This window comes from Aporhodopirellula rubra (genome assembly GCF_014192335.1).
GTDB lineage: Bacteria > Planctomycetota > Planctomycetia > Pirellulales > Pirellulaceae > Rhodopirellula > Rhodopirellula rubra.
The window spans coordinates 89,694-112,868 of record NZ_JACHXU010000019.1 but is presented as its reverse complement, the minus strand read 5'-3'; the positions used below and the strand labels follow the sequence as shown (position 1 = coordinate 112,868).

At 57.5% G+C, this 23,175-nt stretch carries 10 protein-coding genes and 1 tRNA gene; 5 read left to right on the top strand and 6 right to left on the bottom strand.

The features are described from left to right. Positions 1-84: 84 nt before the first annotated feature. Genes FHS27_RS22440 through FHS27_RS22420 form a run of 5 tightly spaced genes read right to left on the bottom strand, consistent with a single transcriptional unit; the run spans position 85 to position 13,472 of the window. Entirely contained in the window at positions 85-1,197 is a 1,113-nt protein-coding gene (locus tag FHS27_RS22440; protein WP_184307213.1) for a prenyltransferase/squalene oxidase repeat-containing protein, read from the bottom strand. After that, positions 1,194-7,241: a hypothetical protein gene (locus FHS27_RS22435; RefSeq protein WP_184307211.1), complete on the bottom strand. Its 6,048-nt coding sequence runs from the start codon at positions 7,239-7,241 to the stop codon at positions 1,194-1,196. The genes FHS27_RS22440 and FHS27_RS22435 overlap by 4 nt, the downstream gene beginning before the upstream one ends. Beyond that, positions 7,238-9,916 carry a VWA domain-containing protein gene (locus tag FHS27_RS22430; RefSeq protein WP_315854659.1) on the bottom strand — a complete coding sequence of 893 codons (2,679 nt, stop codon included), beginning with the start codon at positions 9,914-9,916 and terminating at the stop codon, positions 7,238-7,240. Before FHS27_RS22430 ends, FHS27_RS22435 begins: the two co-directional genes overlap by 4 nt. Before the next feature lie 26 nt (positions 9,917-9,942). Continuing rightward, the gene (locus FHS27_RS22425; RefSeq protein ID WP_184307209.1) at positions 9,943-12,423 is read right to left on the bottom strand and encodes a BatA domain-containing protein; all 2,481 of its coding nucleotides are present in this window, start codon (positions 12,421-12,423) and stop codon (positions 9,943-9,945) included. Next, positions 12,420-13,472 (bottom strand): DUF58 domain-containing protein, encoded by a 1,053-nt coding sequence (locus tag FHS27_RS22420; protein ID WP_246420592.1) that lies wholly within the window; start codon positions 13,470-13,472, stop codon positions 12,420-12,422. The genes FHS27_RS22425 and FHS27_RS22420 overlap by 4 nt, the downstream gene beginning before the upstream one ends. A 358-nt stretch (positions 13,473-13,830) precedes the next feature. On the opposite strand from FHS27_RS22420, the gene FHS27_RS22415 reads away from it, so the two are divergent. Together FHS27_RS22415 and FHS27_RS22410 are read left to right on the top strand one after the other, a co-directional pair. Beyond that, positions 13,831-14,415: a hypothetical protein gene (locus tag FHS27_RS22415; RefSeq protein WP_184307205.1), complete on the top strand. Its 585-nt coding sequence runs from the start codon at positions 13,831-13,833 to the stop codon at positions 14,413-14,415. Positions 14,416-14,946: 531 nt separating this feature from the next. Beyond that, positions 14,947-18,441 carry a pyruvate carboxylase gene (locus FHS27_RS22410; RefSeq protein WP_184307203.1) on the top strand — a complete coding sequence of 1,165 codons (3,495 nt, stop codon included), beginning with the start codon at positions 14,947-14,949 and terminating at the stop codon, positions 18,439-18,441. Between the two features lie 311 nt (positions 18,442-18,752). Here FHS27_RS22410 and FHS27_RS22405 read toward each other — a convergent pair whose 3' ends face one another. Further along, on the bottom strand, positions 18,753-18,923 hold the full coding sequence (locus tag FHS27_RS22405) for a hypothetical protein (protein WP_184307201.1): 171 nt from the start codon (positions 18,921-18,923) through the stop codon (positions 18,753-18,755). 348 nt (positions 18,924-19,271) lie between these two features. Here FHS27_RS22405 and FHS27_RS22400 point away from each other — a divergent pair. From FHS27_RS22400 to FHS27_RS22390, 3 genes are all read left to right on the top strand, one after another. Beyond that, positions 19,272-19,345: transfer RNA gene (locus FHS27_RS22400), tRNA-Asp, on the top strand. 1,125 nt (positions 19,346-20,470) lie between these two features. Then, a complete protein-coding gene (locus FHS27_RS22395; RefSeq protein ID WP_184307199.1) occupies positions 20,471-21,016 on the top strand; it encodes a hypothetical protein in 546 nt (181 codons plus the stop codon). Positions 21,017-21,124: 108 nt separating this feature from the next. Further along, complete coding sequence (locus tag FHS27_RS22390) at positions 21,125-22,471, top strand: hypothetical protein (RefSeq protein WP_315854658.1); 1,347 nt, start codon at positions 21,125-21,127, stop codon at positions 22,469-22,471. The last annotated feature ends 704 nt before the right edge of the window (positions 22,472-23,175 follow it).

Sequence of the window (23,175 nt, the reverse complement as noted above, 5' to 3'; positions counted from 1 at the left end):
AGACACGCTAACCTGCACAACCCTCTCGATGAGAAATCGCCTCAAGGTCGCCGGGTGCCCGAACACCGCCAAACGGGCGGAAACCTACCGCTGATAGATGGGCAGGTAGTGATATCGCACGCCAAGACTCAGAATCGCGAGCGTCGTTGCATACACGATGCCAATATTCTGCTCTTCACCCTCAACGCTGATCCAGTGCCCGCCCTGAGACTGCAACCGCAACAACAACTCATTGGTCAGACGCTTTGCCGTCTCCGCCGCTTCCCCGCCAACTTGATGCATCCCTTGAGCGTAGTAATACATCCCATAGAAGAAAAATCGATCATTATTGCGGGGCGGATTCTCCAGCAACCATTTCGCTGCGCCGGACACCAACGGCGAATCGTAACGACCGCACGTTTGCATCGCGAGCATTCCTGCCGCCGTCATCGTAAACGAAGGATGACGCGTTCCCGGAGTGTAGGCAAATCCGCCGATCGGCTCTCGTGGAACGCCTCGCTGATCGAGCGGTGACGTGTATGAGTTCTCTAAGTAGGCAACCGCCTTGTTGATCGCGTCAACCGGAACGTCGAGCCCATCGTTTTTCGCCGACCGCAACGCCATCACTTGCCAAACCGATACCGACAAATCGGAATCTCTCGCGTCAGGCGTGTATCGCCATCCGCCCGTCAAATTTTTCGGTTTGCTGACCAATTGCGATTTCAAAATCAACTTGATCGCCGCGTCGAGTGATTGATGAATCCGCTCGTTTTGATCGATCGACGATCCCATCCCAAGAATCTCAGTTAACATCAAGGTAGTGATGCCATGACCATACATCCTTGAACCGTCCTGTCTGCCGAAATAGCCGTCGGATTGATTTCTCGGCGTCAACACAAATTCGATCGCCCGATGCATCGCACGGCCTCGCGGAGAATCCTCCCCTGAAATCACACCGACCGACGCGAGCGCCATGATGGATAGCGACGTCATCGCCGTCGCGTGTCGCCGATCGGTAATCGAGCCGTCATCGTTCTGGTGATGCAGCAACGAATCGACCCCTCGCTGCACCGCACGATCAACCGCGTCAGGCACGTAAAGATTCTCGAGATCCTCATCCGCCTGCAACGGGTTCCGTACCGACGTACGCCCGCCCGCGAGAACCGAGCCTGCACACAACAACGATAAGAATTGTCGCCGCGATCGATGATCCATCATGGTCCGCCCTCCTCGGTGCTCGTAGAGCCATTCATGTTTCCTGTGCCGCCAGGACGCGGACCTCGACGCGACGCCTCGGCCGCGATCGCTTGGAAATAGGCTTCGATCGCAGGACGATACGACAACGGAATTTGTGTCTTTCGATCTTGGATCACGTCATTGCTCTTGCGTTCCCGCAGATCACCCCAACGCCCGTCCGCGCGAGATTGACCATCGAGCGTCAGATATCCTCCACCGGGCATCTCCATCGATTCACCCGAACGCTGTCCAGGTCGGCCCGACATGTTCCGCGTCCCATTTTCAGGCGAACCGGCATCGGACGTACCATCGGACGACTCTCCCATCGCGTCTTCGGACGAAGACGCGGGCTGCCCCGCCGCCGCGATCTGACTCAACCGCTGTTGTCGCGACGCGGCGAGTCGACGCGCCGCCGCTTCCGAGGCCCGGCCGAGAGTCGAAGAAGCCTGCCCCGCAGATTGCTTCGACGAAGAACCAGATTGAGAATCCGCCCCAGACGCCTGAGCAGCCTGGCCCGGATTGCCACTTCCCGCCTGTTCGCCTTCCCCAGCCTCCTGCTTGCCGCTCTGTCCGCTGTCATCGCCCTGTGCCATTTGCGACGAACCATCGGGTGGTCGACGGTTGATCTCGCGATCGAGTTCATCGAGCGTTCGGGCGAGTTTCTCAGATCGATCGGTCTCCGCGAGAGTGCCTTCACGCTCCGGTGCATCCATTGGCTCTTCGACAAAGTCTTCGTTCACCGCCGCATTTGACCGCTCGCCGTCGTTACCATCGGACGCCATCGCACCAGCAATCCTCGCGATCGATTCGGCTTGCTCCGCCAATCTCGCCGACGCTTCCCCGAGCTGACCGCGGGCCGGCGATGCTCCCGATCGCTCAGCACTCTCGGGTGAGTCCGACGTGGAAGCTTCAGCAGTTTCGCCTTCTTCCGCCGCCTTCTTCAAACTCTGCTCCGCGTCACGCATGGGGGACGCGGCGATCTCGGCCAAATGCTCGGCTGCCTCACGCAGCGATGCCGCCTCGTCAGTGTTCCCCAATCGTGCTTCGTGACGAGCCGCTCGTTGTAAATCATCGGCTGCCTGCGTGACCGCCTCACGGGTTTGCTCCTGTTGCTGTGCGAGCGATTTCGAGGCCGCTGCGGACGGCGACGGTTCTTGGTCCGGTTTCGCTTGCTGCTCAACGTTTTCCAACCCGTTCGTCAAACGTTCCATCTCACGACGAGCGATATCGGACGTCCGCGCGAGCAGTTCGGCGGCGGGATTCTTAGCATCAAACTCTCCAACGGACTCCTTCTTCGCCGATTCGCTGATTCGGTCGGCACGCTTCTCGCCCTCGACGGCCGCATCATGAGTTCGCTGCGCGGCCTTGACGGCACGATCCGCTTCGGCGACACGTGCACGACTGTCGGCAACGTTTTGCTGGGCCCATTGCTGTTCCGGGTTCGCGGCCAATTGTTTCTCCGCCTGACGCAACTGGTTCTCAGCACCGCGTTTCTGATTCTGATTTTGTTGCATTCGCCGGCTCGCTTCGTCGCGACGACGACGCCACTCTTCCTTTTGGCGACCGAGTGCTTTCACCCATTCGTTCTGCGCCCGTCGCTGTGCCGCCTCGGCGGCCTTCGCACTTTGCTGCTGCTCATTCTCGTTAGGATGAACTTCTTCGCTTGACGATTGCTCAGCCTGCTGTTGCATTTCTCCGGCATCGGCGGATGCGTCAGCGAGTGTTTCCTTCAATCGCTGTGTCGCCTGCCGGATGTCCTGCATCAACGCGTTATCATGTTGAGTTTGGTCGGCACCGCTAATCGCGTCACGCAACCTCGTTCGCATCTCGCGAATTTGGTCGAGCGACTCTTGATCACGCAAACGGAAACTCGCGTTTTCCGCCGTCGCCAGCCATTGATCGTCTACGGATCGAGCTTGATCTGCGATCGATCGAAGCTCATCACGAAGCGTTCGTTTTTGTTCCAAAAATTCCGGATCGGCTCGCTCAAGCTCACGCTGAAGTTGGTCTTCGCGTTCCGACGCCGCTCGCACCGCACGTTCGACGTCAGCGACCGTCTTGTCGGAAATCTCGGCGAGGTCTTCTTGCATCGGCGGATCTCGTTTCAATTGTTCTTCGAGCCGCCTTAACAATTCCTCTGGGGTCGCCTGAGCCAGCTCATCGGCAGACGCCGCTCTTTCTCTTGCATCGTCGATCGCGTCCAGCATCGGTTCTTGCTCGGTCGGCTCACGAAGCATCTGCCGCGTTTCGGTGAGATCTTCGCCTGCGTCAGCGGCGTCGAAATGATCGGCCGTCTGTTCAAGTGTTTCGGCCAATCGTTCCAGCGGTTCACGCACGTCGGGGGCCGTTTCGGATTCAGGCGTCTGCCGCAGTGGCGAGGCAACGGATTCCATTTCCGCCTGAATTTTCTTGAGGGCCGCATCTGCATCACGAGCCAGTTCGCGTTCATCATCGTCCGCCAAGTTCGCATTGTTGGCACGATCAACGAGATCTTCGGCAACCCGTTCGACCTTTTCTTGCAACTCATCGAGCCGAGGATTCGCCGGTTCTCGCCTCGCTTCTTCAGCCGCGGCCTTGGCCAGTTCACTGGTCGACGGCAACATCGACCACAACTCCGCCCGTGCTTCCGCCATCGAACGTTCGATCATCGGCATCGCACGCCCATAAACGTCCACCATACGTTGCACCGCAGCGGCCGCGGAGACGACCGGCCCACCGTTATAACGTCGCTGCAAAATGCGATCGCTAGCCTGCGAGTAATCCTGATTCCACCGCGTCGCTCGCAATTCCTCGAACACTCCAATGCCATGATGTAGATCGTGCAATTGTTGCAGCGGTGTTTCCCCGAAGACCTGATAGTGTTCTAAACGGAGACCCTGCCGAACTTTCAGATCCGCTTCACTGGTTCCGTATCGTTCGCGGTCATTGATATCCTGCAACTGCCGCAGAAAACGAATCGATTGGCCGCCCGACTCCAACATCATGGCGGCACGATCAATGCGTTCGAACAACGGCCCCAAATTGCTGTCAGGTTCCGCCTCCCATCCGTCCCCCGCAACGTGCTCGATGACTCTTCGAACGAGTCGAAAATCGCTGGCGATTTTGGTCTGCGAATCAGCCCTGACTTGCTCGTGCGTCTCCGCACGGTCGTACCGACGGATCAAAGATTCACGACGATCGGTGAACTCTCGTTGCCGCATCGCTTCGATCGTCGTGGCCACATCGATCTGAGACGAATCTTCTTTCTTGACCGCTTGTCCCTTCTTCTCGATCGCCTTTTTCCAATCCAGCCCCTCACGCATCAACAGCCTGATCTGCGATCGAGCTTGCTGGTCTTCTTTACTCAAATCACGGACCGATCCAGTGATTCGGTGGTAGGTATTCCCGTGCACCAGTGAACCGACGTGATGACGCGACATGTCCTCCTTCAACCGGCCAATCGATTCCCGGAAATTTTCCTCGACGTCAGGATTCCGATCCAACCTCAGTTTCTCTGCCGCCTCCTCAATTCGGTTCGCCGACTCGCCAAAAAAGTTACGAACGTTCCTGAGATGGTTCACCGTTTCCTCGGGCAACTCGTCCTGAACGCTCGTCACCAGGGAATCCAATTGCTGAAGTCGCTCCACCAGCAGTTCCGATCGACCGGGCAACCTTTCGATCGGGATTGTCGACTGCTCGCTGGACAACATGCCAACCGCGCCGTTGATGGAATCCATGTCCTGCAGCATCGCCGCCGACAACTCAATCGCGAGCGTTTGCGACGGCAATTCGCGGGTCCGTCTGGTTACCGCGCCGACCTGACGGAGCCTCTCGGCAACTTCGCGAATCAAGGCTTCCCGCTCGCGAGCATCCAACGAATTGTTCATTGCACCGAGGTCCTGCCAACGTGCAAACGCGTCGTCGAGTTCAGTAAGCGAGTGTCCAACGGCACGATCGATCAACGACAATCGGTCAACCGCAACGGGGTCACTGGATTGCGACATTAACATGTCCATCGAAACAGGAGCGTCCGATTGTCGGTCCGTCTCGTTGCTCCGGCGCATCTCGATGGCACGTCTCAGAGCAACCGCATCAAAATCGCCTGCGATCTCTCGCCAACGCGTTGTCAACCGCTCGAGTTCTTGAATGGTTTGCCCATTGGGTGCCGGCAGCCCGTTCTCGACTTGTTCCGCGATCGCCTCGACACTTTCGCCCGCCCGTTCACTCCATTCATCCAGATCGTTCCACCACTGGTTGATCTTGGCGGTAAACGCATGCAGTTCAAACAGGCGTGCGTGGCGATTGGGATCAAAACGGCTGCCTCCGATAAAGACGTGTATCCATTCCGATTCCCCTCGGTGCCCTGCCCGATCCAACGCAATCAAACGAGCCTTCAACCGAGTGCCCGCAGGCAATGTCTCCGAAGGATTTCCTCGCCCGGTAAGATCCTCCATGTCCCATTCGAACGTAACGTCGTGAACATCGCGAGACGGATCAATCGACAAGGATCTCTCGCGGACCGGACCATCGTCACGGATGTACTGAAAAACCCAGCGCTCCATCGGCAAATCATCCTCGACGCGTCCGCCGAGTTCAATGACCGACGCGGGCGAACAAATCTGCCGTGCGGGTACCTCTGACGACCAAGTCGCAACGGGCGAACGGTCAGTGACCGGATCGATCACGTTCCGAGGCAAAAACGGATTATCGAGTTCGCCTCGTAGGCTTGTCGCGTTAACGCGGTAACTCCCCGGCGTCGTAATGGAAAATCGAAAACGAAAGCGTGTCGGATCGTTGTCGATTTCCTGCATCGGAATACGAACATCCGAACTCGCACCACCGAATACGATCTCTGCCGCACGTACGGGTTGATCGAACGCGACCATTACCTCGGCACTCGTTCCCACAATCGCCTCCAAGTCGCCGTGTTCTTCGACCAAAACCTCGTCAGGCAATTTGGCATACGAGGGAAACTGGTATCGCTTTTCAAATTCAACGACTCGCGGTCGCGGCAGGGGTGTAAACGTATGCCACAACGTCTCCGCATCTCCCGCGAGAACACGATAGTGCACCGGATTCGAATCCACCTGCACATTGGCGGCGAAGGATTCACGTTCGGCCCCAGCAGCGTTTTGCAAATCATCAACAACGCCACCGTCCTCGGCCAAATCATCTCCACGAGCGGTATCAGCCATACCAACGGCGAGAGGCGTCAATTGCCCATCTCGCGCCGCCATTCGCAAATGCCCTTCGCGTCCGTTGTCATCTCGCCACTGCAGTTCGACGTCCCCGTTACCTAGACGCCCCACCGATACGGTGACGGCGACCAGATCACCTTCGGCAACATCGCAGGTCGGGGGCGTTGGCGACACGATAGCAACCTTCGTCACCGACGCTCGCTCTATCGGCGCCATCGGCACGAACGCTCGAGCCAACCGCCTTGGCAATTGCAGCGACGGCACCGCACTGAGCAAACCGACCGCAATCACGATCCCCACGGCAGCCTGAATGGAACGTCGGACCAACCTCCACGGCAACATTCTCCGGATGTCCACCGATGACAATTCCGTTGCAACGCCCGACTGCAGCGTCGTCCGAAAATCCACCGATCCGTTCGCCACCCGTGGATCTTCCAACTCGACAGCCGACAACAATCGTTCTCGCAGCGGTGGAGTGGCCGTTTCCATCCCTCGTGCGATCGCGGTCCAATCTCGTTCACGTGATTGCCGAATCCCGCCGAACCAAGCCGCAGCAATCGCGGCAACGTCAACCAACAGGGTTAACGCCGTCCGCAGTGGCGTACTCATCCGAAACAGATGATCGACCAGAACGACGACCAACATCCCGACCATCAGCGTTGCCAACCCGATCGCAACCCCTCGGCACATTTGCAACCGTGCCCGGCGACTGGCGAACCGCTCAATCGCGGTCTGCGTTTGTGGCAGCATCTCACTACGCGTCGGCGGTTCGGTTCCAACAGCAGGCGGAGGAGGATCAGTTAATAACATCCCACGACCTTCGTTTTTCGACGGATAAGAATCGCTCATACCAACCCCACCTTTTTACGGAACCACCATTCCGTCGCCAACAACATCACGATGAGCGTGAAGACCCACCATGTTTGCCACAGAGGCGTGTCCGACTCGATAATTCGTCCACCGGACAGCGGTTTCAACAACGCCAAAATGTCTTCGGCAGACGACTCGTGAACGTATTCACCGCCGCCCCCGTTTGCGATCCTCTGCAGCGACGTCTCGTCGAGCGACAACCGGTCTAATTCCCCCGTTCGCGGCGGCACCACCCAAAACGGAGTCGTAGCTTTCAATGCCGCCGAATCAAACCCGCTCGCTCGAACCCGAACACGGTATTCGCCGGCAGGCAGTCCATCCGTCGCACCGACATACGTTCGTCGCTGAGCATCATCCAAACGCAAGGGAATCGACGCGACCACTTGTTCGTCTCGCAACAACAACGCGTCCACCGTCGGAGCCGCCACGCCGTCATTCTCCGTCGGCGAGCCGTTCAGCAAACGAACCCTAATCGTCGCCGACTGACCGACACGGTAATCAATCTTGTCCGTTCCGATCGCAACAAAATCGTCACGCACCGCATAAGGCGGTGGCATTGCCGCAGTCATCAATTGATTCCAAAAACGGCTGTGCAAAGTACTCTCAATTTTGTATCGCCACCGCCATGTCTGATCAGCAGAAAAATAGAACACACGTCCCGCACCGAACAACCGCGTCACCAACCATGGTGACCGATTCCCCGCGTCATCGACGGCTTCCGCCCAAACCTCAGCATCGGGTTGAGCCGTCACACTCGCGATCGAGGTCGGGGCAGGCAACCGTTTCCAAACACCATCGGCGTCGTCCCGATCGGTTTGGCGTTCGTCACCCACATTCAACATCATCACTGGATGCGTGCGGCCGATGCTCGTCGGTTCGATCCAGCCTGTCCGCACCTGACTCCTCACTCCGGGATCGAATCGGACAGGGATCAGAGCCGACATGATTGCCTCTTCGCCATCACCCGTGTTGGAACGCACTGGGGATGCGGCCGAACCCGACGGCGTGTTTGCACCGGCAACGAATTCCGCGATACGCCCGTACCGCCCATCGACAACAATCAGGCCTCCACCTCCGGCAACAAATTCAGTCAAATGCGTGGCATCCCGACGCGTCCATTGGTCGGGAGGAATCTCACCGAGGATCACAGCGTCGTAGCGGGCCCATGATCGTTGCGAATCGGGCAACTCCCCGGCATCATCACCGCGACGCGCCGCCGGCGAATCCGTCCCGCGTCCGAACAACACCGTGTCGACCGCCCATGCGGGATCACGAGAGAACAGATTCCGCAGGTAACGCATCTCCCAACGCGACGATCCATCGAGAATCAGCAATCGGCGATCCCGCGACGCGGCGGCCACGCGGAACGCGATCGAGTCGTTCACCGAAGTAGCGTCGCTCGGCCGATCAACGCCGGCGGACGACGAATCAATCATGCGACCAGATCGCTCGTTCGCACCGGATTCCCGATCTCGACCTGACACCTGGTCGTTGCCTGACTCATCGAGCCAAACGCTCGCGACCAATGACAGGGCCACACTGTCACGATTCACTCCTCGTACGTCGTTCTCGGCTACCCGAGCCATCAACGACTCGACGGCAAAATCAAAATCGACCGGAGTCTTGCCATCGCCTCGAAGTTTCAGCACATCCGACCACACGACCGTACCTTCGCTGCGGATCTGAACCCTCACGGTTTGCTGGTCGTGCCCATAGTGCTTCACCCAAACACGCCCCGCCAATCGGCCGTCATCGGCAACCCGTTCGGGAACATCCACATCCACGACACCCACATCCGGCGACTCCTCGACGCTTCCCATTCCGATCGCGTGCACCTGCCATCCCGCGTCCGCCAATCGAGTTGCCACTTCCGCCGCGTCCGTCGTCGCGGCCGAATCACGCCCGTCGGAAAACATCACGACCACCCGAGAAGCGGATTGTTCGTCTTCGGCACGACCTTCGTCTGAGCCTGATTCCGAAGACAGTGCGGCACGCGTCCCCTCAAACACCCGCGACAACGGCGCACTCAAATCAGTCCGCACCCCGCCCGCTTCTTCGAGCAATTCACTCAACCGAACGTTCGCGGCCCCCGGTTCGCGGGGCACGTCATTCTCCGGCGCATTTCCTGGCACCTGCAAACCATCAGGCGACTGCGAACTCCACGCGACGCGAGCGGCATCATCAAACGCCAATACGTCCATCAAGTGCGTGGCGTGAAGGCTTTCGATCCATCCGTCCTCACGATCATGCCCGAACAATAAATCGGTCGCCCGTCCCAATCGGCTCGCATTCCTGCTCGACTGCGAATCATGCTCTCCCATACTTTGCGATCGATCCACCACCCAGACAACTTGCGCCGGATTCCCGATCACTTGACGATGATGCCACACCGGCCCTGCCAATAACAGACACGCCAACACGACCGCCGTTCCTCGCATCGCGGGCAACAACCATGAAAACGGCGAACCGATCTGTGATGTCTCCCGCAAATAGAGCCACATCACGAACAACGCGATCGCCAACGCCCCCGACACGATCAACCACGCCGGCCAATCCGTCGAAAACCGCACGCCACCGACATTCCCCATCCGACTCAGAGGCGGTTCCACATGAGCGACCCAATCTGGGATCAAACGTGGAACGAACGTAGGCACCCTGCACATCCCGTTAAATACTTCGTTCATGACGCCACCCCCGTCCCGGCACCCGCGAACCGATTCGCTGGCTTTGTCACCTTGAGCTGCTGCCACAAAACTTCGCCAATCATCACAGCGAGCAATGCCCACAACAGCGGTCGCCAAATTTCCGTGCCAAACCGTTCGCGTTGGGCTGCAGCGACTAAGCCTTCCGCGTCACCGTAACGGTTCGCTCGCAAGCGTTGGTCACACTCCGCCAAGATCTCCGGCGACGCACGTCTCAACACCGATTCCGAAGCCGGAACCTCCACGACGCGAACCTGGACCGAGGGATCAAGCTCACCACTCGATCGCTCTTCGTCCGCCGAAACATCCTCCGCGTTCAATGCACGCTCATCAGGTCCCAGCCCATCTTCCGCCGGTCCAAACCGATACGCCCCCACACGATGGGTGTCCCCATAAACGAGCGGATTTCCTCCGGAGGTCACGTACGTTTGACTGGCACCATCGGGACGTATTACTTGCCATACTTGGTCGTCCTTACCACCCCCGATGTGTCGATCCGGGTAAATCACCATCGCCGTCCCCGGTAGGACGTTCGCCTGTTCGTCGCCACCCGCCATCTCCAAAACCAACTGCTGAACCATCGGCAAGAACACGGGACGAAGCGGCAAATTCGACCATGCCGTATCACAAGGCAACGCAAACTGAACCACACGGCCACCGCGATGCCCGCCGGGAACCTGCGAATTCGACTCGTCAATCACGGCATTCGGTTTGCCTCCCGTCGCATCGCCGCCTATCGATCCAGTGATATCCGGACGCTCGATCCTGCGTGTTGTGACGAGCGGTTCGCCCGCCTGCGACTTCAACAACACCGATGTCGACTTGGAATCGATCGTCAAACTTCGCCGCCGAAGAATTTCAACCGAATCGAACAACGATTCTTCATCGCTACCGAGCTCCTCCCAAACGGCAACGCGTGCCCCCGGCGACTCGATACGAAACGGCCCACCTTCCGCGTCCACCATCTCCTCGAGTTTGCCGGGCAACCAGCCACTCTCGTTCCAAGCCGCCCCGTCGACGAGATCGCCATCGAAGAACATCACGTGACCGCCCGTGGTGAGGTATCGCGTCACGAGATCATCCGATTCGGAATTCGGATTACCCGACTTCTGTGCCGACATTTGCGGTGGACGTGCCACGTTCGCAAAGACGATCAAGTCGGGATGATCTTCTCCTGCGTTGTCGTCGTTCCCCATCACGTTCGCCAATTCTTTGACGAAGGACTTCGACGTCATCACTTTGGTCGAGACCACGTCACGCTGCGTGGCGTCATCGAAGCGTTCCGAGGAACGCTGGCGAGGAGAACGGGTCGGCATGCGATTTCCGACTTCAGCCGAACGAAACGCGAACGGACTCAACGCAACTTTCAAAAAGTCCGTTTCGCTCTGCAGCGGCTCACTCGATGGCTCACCATCCACCAACCAGACACGGATCGGTCGCTGCACTTTGATCGCGTGCAGTCGCCGATTGTCGGCGGGAATCGCGTCGGTGTGCTCGATCGCCAATCCAACGCTGACGCCGCCCGGTGTATCAAATCGAACCCGCCAATTTAAACTGACCGTTCCCCGTGGTTGGATCTCAACGGTTTCGGTTTCGAACACCCGACCATCTACCAACCAATTGGCGCGAAGGTTGGTCACCGGCCGATCGGAATCGTTACGAATCGTCGCAACAATCGGAACGTCGTGCCCCGCCATCACCGCAGGCACATCCGCTTCAATCGACTCCACAAGTACGTTCGCCATCACATTGGCGTCCTCGTCCGACGCACTGACATCGAGAAAATCCAATTGCGGTCGCGGGTCAAACTGATCGAGGCGTTCACCAATTGAATCGATCACCGCGAGCATCGACGCCGACTCATTCACAGCCAACACGTTTTCTTGAAAGTCCGACACCACGACGATTCGGCAGTACGGGTTCGTTGCCCGACGACACGCCGCCACCGCCGATTGCAACGTCGCGGTGAGGTCCATCGCCGATGCGTCAAATCGAAGCTCCTTAACCAGACTTTTCGCATCGATCACCGATCCGATCGAAACCGGGGCCGACAATTGGCTGGTCGGCATCACGATCACTTCGTCCCCACGTGACATCGAGTCGAGCAAATCCAAGACGCCTTCGATCGCGCGCGTCGAACGTGCCCCCGCCGACATCGAACGGCTGTCATCGATCATCAATACCAACGAAACCGGTTGCTTGCCCGCCATCGATTGCACCGACGAAATCAGCGGCCTCGCCATCGCAAGCGCCAACAGGATCGGGATCGCACATCGCAGTGCGAGCAGGATCCACTGGTGCCACTGCATCCGACGACGATTCGCACGCACGACGTCCTGCAGCAGAAACATCGCCCCCCAATCCATCGTCCGGTAGCGACTGCGAAACAACAAATGAATCGCCAACGGCACAACAAACGCGACCGCTCCGAGAGCCATCACTGCGTTCACGAACGTCATTGCGGCGTTCCCCGTTTCGACTGCAACGATTCCGCCGACACCGCACCCGAAACCGGGCCGGCCTGCCGAATCGCAATGAACCGAGCCAAACAATCGACCAACGGCATATCGGTCGTAATCATCAAGTGATCCACGCGGTTGCGACGACACGCCGCCGCGATCATCGCGTTGTGACGTTTCAACGACTCGAGGTAACGATCGCGTACGACCCGCGAGTCGATGATCTCCGTCTCGTTGGCGGCCTCGAGATTTCGAAATTCGATTCTTTCGCGAAACGGAAAGTTCACTTCATCGGGGTCGAGTATCTGCAGAAAGATAACGTCTTGCCTTTCCGCCCGGAGCAACGTCAGCGAACGACCGAGCGACTCGACGTCACCAAACCCGTCGGAGATCAACACCACCAAACCACGACGCGGCAACTTCACCGTCGCTTGACGCAGCACCGTTCCCAAGTCCGTTTCACCACCGCGGTACTTGTTCGCGAGCGTCGTCAGCACCAAATTCAAATGCGACGGCAACATCCGCGGAGGAACGTAATCCCGAACGCGTGAATCGAACGTCATCAGACCGACCGAGTCTTGATTGGATAACAGCAGATACGACAACGCCGCCGCGAGCCCACATGCGTATTCCTGTTTCGTCCCTTTCCACCACGACGGCGGAGGTTCGTGAGTCACAGAACCTGGTGACGTCGCGGTCGACTTTCGCGACGATTCCGAATGCGATGCGTCAGGCGTCAACGCGACCGCCCGGTCACCGCCGTACGCCATGCTGCCACTTTGGTCGACCAATAACATGCAACGCAAATTGGTCTCTTCTTCGAACTCCCGGATATACAATCGGTCGCTCTTACCAAACGCTTTCCAATCGATATTCCTTAGTTCATCACCGGGAACGTACGGACGATGTTCCTTGAACTCGACGCTTGATCCCTTATTGGGTGAACGATGTCGCCCGGCAGCCAAACCCTCAACAGCGCCGCGAGCGACCAGTCGCAACGATTCAATGCGAGACACATCGCGGGCGCGAAATAAATCGGCAAGACGCATCAGGCGAGCTTCCAAGGCGGGCAAAAAGGCAGGTGGGTGAACAAGTCATCTTAGCGGCTCAATAGATCGCCGTCATGCTTTTCCGGACACAGATTCGGTGCAATTCAGCGATCACGCCCGCCGATGTCCCTCTCCAGCAAACAATTGCAAGCGAATTGCATAAGCCGTTCGTTTTCCCCGACCGGGTGATTCCCCCCCGCAACCCGAGTCATTGCCACCTTTGATAGACTGCTTTGCCGTGGCTCTGCCGCACGCCCACACACACCCACCCCCACACCAGCGAGACGCGTTACAATCAAATCCGTCTCGCACGCCCCCCCAAAAAACACGCCTATCCCTGCCTCACAAGGAAATTCCCATGTCACGTCAATTTTGGTTTACCGGCTCAGCACGTTTCTGCGTGCTGATGACCGTCTTGGCTTACGCCGTCGCAGTAACCGGATGCGGGCAAACCGCACCGCCGCCTGCGGATACCCCTGCCGAACATGATGATCACGACCATGACCATGACGGGCATGATCATGATCATGAGGGACATGACCACGACGGGCACGACCACGACTCGGCCGATATCGACGTTGATTCACTCATGCCGATCGACGCTCCCGCCGCACCGGCCTCGCTCGCCGACGGTGTCGAACAACTCGTGTCGCTCAGAGACGTCATTGCCAAGGGCTTTGAAGACGACGATGTCGACGCGATCCACGATCAGCTTCACTCAATCGGCGGTCTCCTCGAATACCTCGAATCCAAGGTTAGCTCGAGCGATTTGCCAAAGGAAACGAAAGACAAAGCCGCCTCGGCGATCGACACGCTGTTCGACGCATTCGGCGACGTCGACGCAAAACTGCACGGTGATCTCGGCAAAGACTACTCGGACGTTTCGAGCAAGATCGACACCGCCGTCGAAACCCTCTCGGAACTCGACCTCTCGAAATCCTGATCGAACTTCCGATTCCAATCTGCAGGTTTGGCAACCAGGGCCTCACGCCTGCATTGCCGACGCACCGCCGAACGAGCCGCGCCCACAGCAAACAGCGTTAACCCAGCCAGCCGCTCCCCTCGCGAGGACGGCCGGCGCGGATGTTTGACTCGCGGCTGTTCGAACCCCACCTGGTTCTGCCGAGCCGCGACGGAAACAAGCGATCGCCGCCCGCCAAACGACGCTCCGCCAGCCGATTGCCAGCCCTTTGCGTCGGTCTGCTGCAATGAGTCCCAGCTGCAATGAGTGCCAGCCACTCGCAACGAGCGGCAGGCCCCCGTCGAGAGCCCACACCCACGAGTTGCCCGGCGCCCGCGATGGCGTGCCGCTTCCGCAAACCTCGCTTCCGCAAAGTCGGCATGATCGATGCCCTTGTCGCCCCTAAATGCGCGAAATCAGGCCCGCAGCCCCGTCTAACGACTTCACAGCCGGGGCTATCATTCGCTAACCTAGCCCCAACTTCAACACCCCGCCTGCTGTATAGATTTGCAAATGACTCATCTTTCTGGTTCCGTCAGTTCGACCGATTCCGTTCGCCCGATTCGCAAACTTCTGGTAGCCAACCGCAGTGAAATTGCGACCCGCGTTTTCCGATCCGCCACCGAGCTGGGCATCCGCACCGTTGCGATCTATTCCCACGAAGATCGCTACGCATTGCACCGCTTCAAAGCCGACGAGGCGTACCAAATCGGCGAAGCCGGTGAACCGATCCGGTCCTACCTGAACATCCAGGCGATTGTCGAGATCTGCAAAAAGCACGACGTCGACGCGGTGCACCCGGGCTACGGATTCCTGTCCGAGAACCCCGATTTTGCCGCCGCGCTGGAAGCCGCCGGTGTGCTCTTCATCGGTCCGAGCGAACGCTCGCTGAGAGACCTCGGCGACAAGACCAGCGCACGAAAGCTTGCCGAGATCGCTGGCGTGCGTGTCCTCGGCGGGACCGCCGAATCGGTCACCTCGCTCGGGGAAGCCGAAGCCGCCGCCGAAAAACTCGGCTACCCGATCATGCTCAAGGCGGCCAAAGGTGGCGGCGGACGCGGCATGCGAGTCGTGATGAAGAGCGATGAACTCGCCGCCTCCCTCGATTCCGCACAACGCGAAGCTAAAACGGCGTTCGGCAGCGACGAGGTCTTCTTAGAAAAATTCGTGCAGCGCGCCCGTCACCTCGAGGTGCAACTGCTCGGCGACCGTCACGGCAACCTCGTCCATCTCTACGAACGTGACTGCAGCGTCCAGCGGCGTCATCAGAAAGTCGTCGAGCTCGCGCCGGCACCCAACTTGTCGCCCGAAATGCGACAAGAGTTGTGCGAGTCCGCGTTGCAAATCGGACGCGCCGTCGGCGGTGGCAGCGGATATGAAAACGCCGGCACGGTGGAGTTCCTGCTCGACGTCGACGCCAACCAATTCTATTTCATCGAAGTCAACCCGCGCATCCAAGTCGAACATACCGTCACCGAAGAAGTCACGGGCATCGATATCGTCAGCAGCCAAATCCTCGTCGCTCAAGGCCATCCGCTCGGCAGCGAAAAGGTCGGCCTCGGATCGCAAGAATCCATCCGCACCAACGGCTACGCGATGCAGTGCCGTGTCACGACGGAAGACCCCGCGTCGGAGTTCCGCCCCGATTACGGCCGGATCAGCCACTACCGCAGTGCCGCGGGTTTGGGCATCCGGCTCGACGCAGGGAGCGCGTACAGCGGCGCGGTCGTCAATCCGTTTTACGATTCAATGTTGGTGAAGGTCACCGCCCGTGCCCCAACCCTCGAGGCCGCCGCGTCGCGGATGGACCGCGTATTGCAGGAGTTCCGCATCCGTGGCGTGAAAACGAACATTCCTTTCCTGCTCAAACTCGTCAACCATCCGATTTTCTTGGCCGGTGAAGCGACCACGCGTTTGATCGACACGACGCCCGAACTGTTCCGCCTGCCACGTCGCCGAGACCGGGCGACCAAACTGCTGACCTTCTTGGGCGAAACCATCGTCAACGGAAACCCGCTCGTCGCCGGACGCCCGCCCTCCACTCGCGTTCTGCCCGCACCGGTCCCCAGCTATCCACCGCTAGAACAAACGCCTCGCGGCACCGCGGATATTTTCCGTGAAGAAGGCATCGACGGACTCACCCGCTGGATCGGTCAACAAAAGGGATTGCTGATCACCGACACGACGATGCGAGACGCCCACCAATCGTTGCTCGCCACTCGCGTGCGGACGCACGACATGCTGCAAATCGCCCCCGCGTACGCGCACCTGGCGCCGCAGCTCTTCTCGCTCGAAATGTGGGGCGGTGCCACGTTCGACACGTCCATGCGGTTCCTCAAAGAATCACCATGGCAACGCCTCGCCGACCTCCGGGCTGCCGTTCCTAACGTGCTCACGCAAATGCTCCTCCGCGCCAGCAACGCGGTCGGATACACGAACTATCCCGACAACGTCGTACGATTGTTCGTCCGCGAAGCCGTCCAGGCCGGCATGGATATCTTCCGCGTGTTCGACGCACTGAACTGGGAAGAAAACATGCGAGTCGCGATGGACGCCGTGCTCGCCGAAGGAGGCATCTGCGAAGCATCCATTTGTTACACCGGAGATTTACAGAACCCCGGCCGAACGAAGTACAACTTGAAGTACTACGTCGACCTCGCGAAGAAACTCGAAGCCGGTGGCGCCCACCTCCTCGCGATCAAAGACATGGCCGGGCTCCTCAAACCCAAAGCCGCCGTGACGCTGATCCGTGCCTTGCGGGAAGAAATCGGAATCCCGATCCATCTGCACACGCACGACACCGCGGGCATCCAAGCCGCAACGGTTCTCGCGGCCGCCGAAGAAGGACTACAAATCGCCGACGCCGCCCTGGCACCATTGTCCGGCGGCACCAGCCAAGTGAACTTGAACACGCTCGTCGAGGCACTGCGTTTTACCGAACGTGAATCGGAACTCAACAGCGAATCGCTGACCGAGCTGGCGACGTACTGGCAGGCCGCCCGCGAGTTCTATCGCCCCTTCGAGAGCGACGTGTTGCCCGCGACCGGCGACCTGTACGAACACGAGATGCCCGGCGGCCAGTACACCAACCTTTACCAACAAGCCCGCGCTCTCGGACTCTCCGACCAATGGTCCGGCGTCTGCCGCGCCTACGCCGAAGTCAACGAACTGTTTGGCGATATCGTCAAAGTCACACCGACGAGTAAAGCCGTCGGCGACATGGCCTTGTTCCTCGTCGCCAACGAGATGTCAGCTCACAAAGTCCTCACCAGCGACAAGCAGCTCGCGTTCCCTGCCAGCGTCTTGGATTTGATCGGCGGCCGCATGGGCCAACCGCCCGGCGGATTCCCCGACGAAGTCACCAAGGTCATCTTGGCGGGCGAAAAACCCGTCATGAATCGCCCCGGCAGCACCATGCCTCCGGCCGACATTGACGAAGCCCGCACCAAAGCGGCCGCGATGACGAAGGACGCACCGAACGACCGAGACGCCGTCACCTACCTGCTGTACCCGAAGGTATTCGAAGAGTTCGCCGCACACCGCGAAACCTATGGCGACGTCGGTATCCTACCGACACCGAACTTCCTTTACGGCCAAAAGCCCGGCGACGAAATCGCGGTCGACATCGAACCGGGCAAACGACTGATCGTCAAATACCTCGCCGTCGGACAACCATACCCCAACGGCTCGCGAACCGTGTTCTTCGAACTCAACGGCCAACCGCGGGAAGTCTCCGTCATTGACCGCTCGCTGAACGTCGAAGTCAAAGCGGCGATGAAAGCAGACCCCGACGATCCGACTCACGTCTCCGCCTCCATGCCGGGGATGGTCATCACCGTCGCGGCAGCCGAAGGCGAGAAAGTAAAAGCGGGCCAGAAACTACTTGTTCTCGAAGCCATGAAGATGGAAACGACGATCAACGCTGCCGCTGACGGAACCGTCGAAAAGATCTACACGCCGCCGGGCACCCAAGTCGAAGCCGGTGACCTACTCGCGATTGTCCACTAAAGACGATCGTCCACTAAAAGCGATTGCTCACTCAGAAACGCGGCACACCCCACGATCGTGGCCGCTAGAAAAGAAGCGGAACTCGCCATGAGTTTCGTCGTGGCCATTCATTCGCACAATTGACTTAGGTCTCGATTCGCTGCGTGCATGACGCCATCCGACTCGCCGCCAAGCGAAACGTTCAGCCACAACACGGCACCGGTATATTTGCACCTTCCAATCTGAAACCGCAAATTTGCATCGCCAAATCGCTACCGACAAATTTGCGTCGGCAGACGACCGAGGCGAACCTCCGCCAATCGACAGCGATCTTAAATCCTCAACGCGTTGCCTTTCAGGCAAACGAAACCGAACACGCACGACGCGCCGGCCATGATGGCCCATTGGGTTTTATTCAGGTGGGTCGCGTAGTGTCGCAACTCGTACCACGAGTCCCAAAACCAGTCGGTAACCGAGAAGGCGAGCAGCAAGTAGTCCATCATTTTTAGATCCCTAGGAAGCTCAGTCGAAAATAGAATTCCGTCGAACCCTAGGTCACGCCACGCACCGAGTGCGAGGATCCAAAAAAATCGAAGAAATCCAGCTACAGAAAATTCGTCGCAGCCGGAAAAACGCCCTCATTCATTACAAAACGCACTTTTCGAGCCAAGGAATTTGCAGAATTTCCGATCTCGGTGCAGACACCTATTGCACGAGACGATGGCATGGATATACTTCCACGCACCTGAGCCAAGGAGGCTTCGATCTTCCTTTTCTCAGAGCCTTTGATGGAGACGCGAGTCGTCAAAATCGGAGACACGAAACGTGAAAAACGTCGAGTGTCAAAACAAGGCGCGGTAGCTCAATTGGTTAGAGCCCCGGACTGTCGATCCGGAGGTTGCGGGTTCGAGTCCCGTCCGCGTCGCTTCCTAAACCCTGTCGTAACAACAAGTTACGGCAGGGTTTTTTCATGTTCATGGGTGGTTGAATTCACACAGAATAGCACGATTTAGTACCAAATCACACCCATTTAGTACCCGTTTAGTACCCAAGATTTGGTCACCGTGCCTGCGTTCTTTCGCAGTGTGATCCCTTTATTTCATCAAGGCACCCACTCTTCTCGGCATCCCTAACGGACCGCTGAATGCGGCATCGAGGTGCACAACCGAACCAGTGCGTTGGGAGTCGGATCTTCACCGGTGAGAGTGCCCTTTCATCTGCTGCAAAGACAGACTCGCGCACAGTTGTGCTGATAAATTCTGAGTTCGTCACCTATGGCGAGCTGAGAGCACGGTGCCTTCTTTAACGACGCTCGTTGACGGCCACCAAAAAAGCAAACAAGGGAGCGGTGTTACCACTCCCCTCTTCTATACTTCTCCAACTTTATCACGCCTTCATGCACAACCGCAAGCAAAACAGCCTTGGACAAACTCGTTGATTCCCGTTCAGATTGGCGGCCAACGACTGAGCTTCAACTCAGTAACGGCTCTCCCGTTCCTGCTGGTCTTCCAAAGCCGAATCGAGTTCGGTCGGGGCGGTGGTTCGGTCATGAGTCGACCACGCCTGGTCGAGGTCGGGGCACAGAATTTGTCGGTCAACAACCGGAACAGTTCACCAAACCTGCTCGGGTCACTGTCGAGTCAAAATGGGTTCAGGGAAGATGCCCAGTCCCCTCTCAATATCTTCCAAATCCTCTTCGAATCGGTTTAGATCGTTTCTGAATCGGTAACGATCAGGGCAAAGCCCGGTCTTGAACGCCAGTGATCGCGGCGACTGACATTACCGTCCTGAATCGAGCATGTGACCACTCCCCCACTCTGAACCGAACAATGTCGATGTCAGCACTGAACCGGTCGGTTTACGTCCGCTGACCTTATCGATTTGGCGAATTAACTGCGTTCACAATATTTGAACGGTCTCTGGAATTGTCCACGAATGGGTCTTGATCGGTAGCGGCTTGATTGATGAACGCTCGGTTCAATCACTCGATCATTTGCTTGCCTTTCTATTTCAGGTGCTGTAGCGTCTAGCTACTTTCCAATCTCACCCTATGTCAGAATTCATTTCTGCAGTCGAGGCGGGTAAACTGACACCCGTATCCGCAAGCACTATCAAGCGGTTCATTCGTGATGTGGTCGACGATCACAACCACGAATCACGCGATAAGATTCAACCTTCACCTGAAGAACTCAAGCGTGCTCAAGAAGCAGGGGAGCCGTATCGGTGGAAAATCGAACGTGAATTTGTCATTGAACAATTTGGAACCGCCGAGGAATCGAAGAAAGGGGACGACGGTGAAACATCGAGTGAGGTACTGAACATCCTTCGGCAACAACTTGAGGCAAAAGATCAGCAAATCCGGACGCTTGAGACGCAGCTAGACCGCAAGGATGACCAAATCAAACGTCAGGATGATCGGATGCAGGAAACGCATGTCTTGATGCAAGATTTGCAAAAGCGATTGGCATTGACGGCTCCAGCTCCTGAGACGATTACCGTTGAAGAATCGAAAATCAAGAAGGATGAAGTTCCAAAAACAAAACGCCCGCTGTTTGGCGGATTGTTTCAGCGAAAAAAAGAGGGGAGTCGCAGTTAGCGGATTCATCCTGTTCACAACCCTGAATTGAAAACCACTTCCCAGACACGGCCAACAACCAGACGCCCGAAGACCTCGCGGCATTGCGGACTCGCCCAGCACTCGCTAGTGGAACACGCTCTGTGCCCGATCGACGCTCGCGTTTCGATCACACCTGGTTTGTTGCACAACACTTCGTATCACTACACCGACAGGAGTCGCAATCGGAAGACGGCCAATGTGCAGATCGCCGCTCCATTTGGTTTGTCACCTAACGACGAACTGTACCTGTTCGGATTGCTTTCGTTGACGTTCGCACAAACCGAGCCACAGCAGGATTTCTACGCAACGCCTCATTGGTGTTTGCGACAGCTTGGGATTGTGGACGCAAGCAATCAGCAAGCACAACGATACCAGGGGTTTCGAGATGCGATTCGTCGTCTTGCCGGTGTCACTTACACCAACGATGCATTCTGGGACCCCGTCCGTGGTGAACATCGCGACGTAGCCTTCGGTTTCCTTAAGTACTCGCTACCGATCGACCCCAATAGCTCTCGTGCGTGGCAGTTTGTTCACGATTCCCAATGGTTTGAAATGTGCCGTGCCGTTCAGGGCAGCTTCTCGTTCGACTTTGCTTCCTATCGGCAACTGGACTACGCATCACGTCGAATGTTCCTGCTACTGCAAAAAGTTTTCTATCGACTCGATCGATCACCTTCATTCGAGATTCGACAGCTTGGCATTGCAACGCTCGGGTTTTCGGATCGATTAGCAACCAAAGAAATCAAACAGAAACTGATTCGCTGCATCGATAAACTGGTGGATCTGAATGTGATAGCACTGCACGACCGTTGCAAATCCGTGAAAGAGCTTTTCCGCAAAGAAAGCAAGGGCAAGTTCACAGTTACTTTCGATAAAGGAACGTTCTTCGATGGGGGAGTCTACAAAACCAAATTTTCGGTCGAGGATTCACCGCTCTTTGATCCGTTGCAAAAAATCGGTTTCGATGCGGCGACGATTCACCGCCTAACCGAGACATACTCTGGTTCGTTACTCCAGCAGTGGGCGGATGTCACGCTGTCAGCGATCGAGCAAAAACGAATCAATCAATCGCCAGAGGCATTCTTTCAGTATCACGTTAAGTTGGCTGCAGCTAAGCGAACAACGCCACCGGACTGGTGGCGTGAACTTCGCCGTGAGGAATTCGAGCAGCAACGAGCGAATCGACCTGAGTTTGCGAACGATGATCGAAGTTTTGAGGAGTTTTTGAAAACAGAAGGACGCGAGGCCTTCGAGCGGGTGATGAATCGACTAATGGTTGGCCTACAAGATGCTGGGCAGTCTCCATCACAAGCCAAAGCCAACGCAACGTATTCAGCCAAAATGAACCTGCGAAAGATATTTCGACAGAAAGGGGGTGCGACCGACAATGAACCCTCTGCCATTGCCTCGATCCTGAAACAATATCAGCAATGAATCACCCGCATCTCGCGTCACCTTTTTTGAGTCGATCGACCGCAACAGCCGTCACCTTTTGCAAGAGAAACCCGCAGTTAGCGTCACCTTTTTATTCGTCATTTGATAATCGAATGGCTCGGTGAAGCGTCAAATCATTCACGACGATCAAACGCCAAAGAACTGTTACAAAGAAACTGTTAATCAAAGGGCGAGCAGAAGCTCGCTATCGATTGAAAAACAGAATCTGAGAAGGCGTACAGCCTCATCTATCGACTCATGAATTCCCCACAAAGAGAAATGAGAGGCCCAGCCAATTGGCTGATGCGTGGCGTGCCCCACAAGCATGTGAGCTTTCGTGTCAGGTTTCGCGGCAGGGGACTGCACGCTCATCTTGGCTTGGGAAAGCCGCTCTCGACACCTCTGTAACGGCGACGCGTCGACTGGACTAACGTCCGCGACCCCAGGCGGCTTTTCGACTATCGCGGACGGAGCCACGGCGAACCCGCCTGGGGTCGCTGACACTCGCTTCGCTCGGTCCTCGACGCGTCGCCGCACACCACTTCACCAGCGGCAAAGCCGCCGCCAATCGCCGGACGAAGTCCGGCTACCGCCGTGGCACCTCTCTCCACTTACTCCAAAATGCAACGCTAACGCGTCTCTCAGCGTTGATCGCTATCGCACCGACATTCACCAAGCCGGAAAGGGTCGCGGAGCTCATACGC

Coding starts and splice junctions, on each gene's coding strand:
- FHS27_RS22440 (WP_184307213.1), bottom strand. CDS start 1,197: ATGATGGATCATCGATCGCGGCGACAATTCTTATCGTTGTTGTGTGCA.
- FHS27_RS22435 (WP_184307211.1), bottom strand. CDS start 7,241: ATGAGCGATTCTTATCCGTCGAAAAACGAAGGTCGTGGGATGTTATTA.
- FHS27_RS22425 (WP_184307209.1), bottom strand. CDS start 12,423: ATGACGTTCGTGAACGCAGTGATGGCTCTCGGAGCGGTCGCGTTTGTT.
- FHS27_RS22420 (WP_246420592.1), bottom strand. CDS start 13,472: ATGCGTCTTGCCGATTTATTTCGCGCCCGCGATGTGTCTCGCATTGAA.
- FHS27_RS22415 (WP_184307205.1), top strand. CDS start 13,831: ATGTCACGTCAATTTTGGTTTACCGGCTCAGCACGTTTCTGCGTGCTG.
- FHS27_RS22410 (WP_184307203.1), top strand. CDS start 14,947: ATGACTCATCTTTCTGGTTCCGTCAGTTCGACCGATTCCGTTCGCCCG.
- FHS27_RS22405 (WP_184307201.1), bottom strand. CDS start 18,923: ATGATGGACTACTTGCTGCTCGCCTTCTCGGTTACCGACTGGTTTTGG.
- FHS27_RS22395 (WP_184307199.1), top strand. CDS start 20,471: ATGTCAGAATTCATTTCTGCAGTCGAGGCGGGTAAACTGACACCCGTA.